The sequence below is a fragment of the Pseudomonas emilianonis genome, assembly GCF_023072625.1.
Lineage (GTDB): Bacteria > Pseudomonadota > Gammaproteobacteria > Pseudomonadales > Pseudomonadaceae > Aquipseudomonas > Aquipseudomonas paraveronii.
This window is the reverse complement of record NZ_JAKNRV010000551.1, coordinates 1-2411: the sequence shown is the minus strand read 5'-3', so window position 1 is coordinate 2411 and position 2411 is coordinate 1. Positions and strand designations below refer to the sequence as shown.

The 2411-nt window shown below is 63.7% G+C and carries 3 protein-coding genes and 1 pseudogene; 2 read left to right on the top strand and 2 right to left on the bottom strand.

What is annotated here, in order from left to right:
* Positions 1–176 (bottom strand): annotated as a pseudogene (locus L9Z73_RS29185) (DEAD/DEAH box helicase); the annotation flags it as partial.
* 140 nt (positions 177–316) lie between these two features.
* Between L9Z73_RS29185 and L9Z73_RS29180 the strand changes: the two are divergent.
* Positions 317–736 (top strand): polyribonucleotide nucleotidyltransferase, encoded by a 420-nt coding sequence (locus L9Z73_RS29180; RefSeq protein WP_247408335.1) that lies wholly within the window; start codon positions 317–319, stop codon positions 734–736.
* Between the two features lie 15 nt (positions 737–751).
* A complete protein-coding gene (locus L9Z73_RS29175; RefSeq protein WP_247408333.1) occupies positions 752–1645 on the top strand; it encodes a cation diffusion facilitator family transporter in 894 nt (297 codons plus the stop codon).
* On the opposite strand, the gene L9Z73_RS29170 is transcribed toward L9Z73_RS29175, so the two are convergent.
* Positions 1642–2411, bottom strand: a 770-nt coding sequence (locus tag L9Z73_RS29170) for a DUF6515 family protein (RefSeq protein WP_247408331.1), incomplete at its 5' end; no start/stop codon positions are given. The two genes, L9Z73_RS29175 and L9Z73_RS29170, sit on opposite strands and share 4 nt — an antisense overlap.

The window sequence follows — 2411 nt, the reverse complement described above, 5'->3', positions numbered from 1 at the left end:
CGTCGCGGTTCGAGCATCAGGATGGTCTGCCCGGCCAGCCAAGGCTCATTCAACAAGGCTAACGGTACGCGGGTGGTTTTACCGGCGCCGGGCGGTGCTTCCAGCACGGCTTCATGGCGATTCGCCAAGGCGTCACGCAAGGCGGGTAAAACATCATCGATCGGCAACGAATTCATACTGGCTCCAAAGCAGAGCTGCGAGTATAACGGCGAACTGCTGAAGGCCGGTGGTGGTCTCACAAGCACCTCACCGGATCATCGTCGCCTGGCGGATCTGGCTTATAGTCACCTTTCAACCCTGTTCAGGAGTTTTTCTCATGCGTATCGCTTCCCGGGTCATCGGCGGTGTCGTCGCCGTCACGCTGCTGAGCCAACTGACGGCCTGCGGTTCGATTTTCTACCCTGACCGCCGCGGCCAGATCGACGGCAAGATCGACCCGACGATTGCCGTGCTCGATGCCGTGGGCCTGCTGTTCTACGTGATCCCCGGCCTGATCGCCTTCGGCGTCGACTTCGCCACCGGCGCGATCTACTTCGAACCGGGCAAGACCGCACAAGTCGCCCCGGAAAAACTGCAGCAAGCCATCGGCGCCGACGGCAAGGTCGACACGGCCAAGCTGCAGACCATCATCCAGCAGGAAACCGGCCGCACCTTGCCGCTGGACGACCCGCGCATGATCCAGTTCAAGGGCAGCGTGCAACAACTGGCCGCCCTCGGTTTGCAACCGTCCGCCTAAGGATCTGACCCACTTATGAGCACCAGTCCCGAACACGCCCGGCTCTTGCGCCTGGCCACCCGCGCTTCGGTTGGCGTGGCCTCTGTGCTGATTGTGACCAAGGCGATCGCCTGGTGGCTCAGCGGCTCGGTGAGTATGCTCGCCGGGTTGACCGACTCACTGCTCGATGGCGTCACCTCACTGCTCAACCTGCTGGCGGTGCATTACGCCCTGCGCCCGGCCGATGACGATCACCGTTATGGGCATGGCAAGGCGGAGTCGCTGGCCGGTATGGCGCAGGCGTTGTTTATCGCCGGCAGTGCGGTGCTGATTGCGCTGCAGGCATTCGAACGGATCAAGCATCCCGAGCCCGTGGGGGCGCCGTGGCTGAGCATTGGGGTGATTATTTTGTCCCTGGCGCTGACCGTGGCCCTGCTGTTCCTGCAACACCACGTGGTGCGGGAAACCGGCTCAAGTGCCGTGCGCGCCGACTCGCTGCACTACCGCTCGGATTTGCTGCTCAATGGCAGTATTTTGATTGCACTGGTCTTGGCCGGTTTCGGCTTCCATCAGATCGACGCCTGGTTTGGCCTGGGCATCGCGGCCTACATTCTGTGGAGCGCGATTCAGATCGCCCGGGAAAGTTTTGCCGTGTTGATGGACGAAGAACTGCCGCCGGACGTCAGCCAGCACATGCTGGAATTGGCCCGTGGCATACCCGGCGTGCTGGGCGCCCACGACTTGCGCACGCGGATCTCCGGCAACCACTGGTTTGTGCAGTTGCACCTGGAATTGCCGGGGGAGTTGACGCTGTCTGTTGCCCACGGCATCAGCGACCAGGCCGCCGATGCCATTCACGCTGCCTACCCACGGGCCGAAGTGCTGGTACACGCCGACCCGTTGGACGTGGTGAGCGGCGCCCAGGCCTAGTACTGCACCTGGTAGCCGCGACTGCTCAGGCAGTTGCCCTGGGCCTGGCGGTAGGTTTGCACCACTGCCGGGGCCGGGGCGTAGGTGACCGCTTGCGGGTCAAAGCCACTTTGCTGCACAGCCCAGCGATAACAGTCATAACCGTCCTGCTGCACCTGCGCCGGTGACTGGCCATTGGCGGGATAGGCCACCACGTCATCGCCGTTGCCCTGGGGCGCCGGCTGCGGTGCCGGTACTGCGGTCGGCGGCTCCACCACCACGTACTGCTGGGAACTGCTTTCGTAGGTGTAATAGGCACCCGCCGCGAGGAAGAACAGCGCGCTGCCCACCCACACTTCCCGCGCGTAATCCGGCAGGTAATGCACGCGGATGCCATACGGCGGCGCCACCACTACATAGCGCGGGCCTTGCGGGCGATACCAGTAGCCGCCGGAGAAGAAATAATCCTGACCACGGTAAGGCACACGGTAATTGCGCTCGGGAAAACGATCCACCATATAGCCCGGGCGATACTGCGGGCCTGGGCCCCAGCCGTTGCCGTGCCCATCGGGGCGACCTGGCCAGCGATTATCACCGGGACGCTCATTGTGGTAGCCGCCGCCGTTGTTGCCTGGGCGTGAACCGGGGCCGCCAGCCTCCCAATGTTGATTGCCGTCGTTGCGGCGCGGGATGTCGCGGTAGTCACCCTGACGCGGCTCCTGGGTCTGGCGCACAGTATCGGGGCGACCTTGGATCGGCAGGCTGTTCGACGGTTGTGGCTGCGGCG

Coding starts and splice junctions, on each gene's coding strand:
- L9Z73_RS29175 (WP_247408333.1), top strand. CDS start 752: ATGAGCACCAGTCCCGAACACGCCCGGCTCTTGCGCCTGGCCACCCGC.
- L9Z73_RS29180 (WP_247408335.1), top strand. CDS start 317: ATGCGTATCGCTTCCCGGGTCATCGGCGGTGTCGTCGCCGTCACGCTG.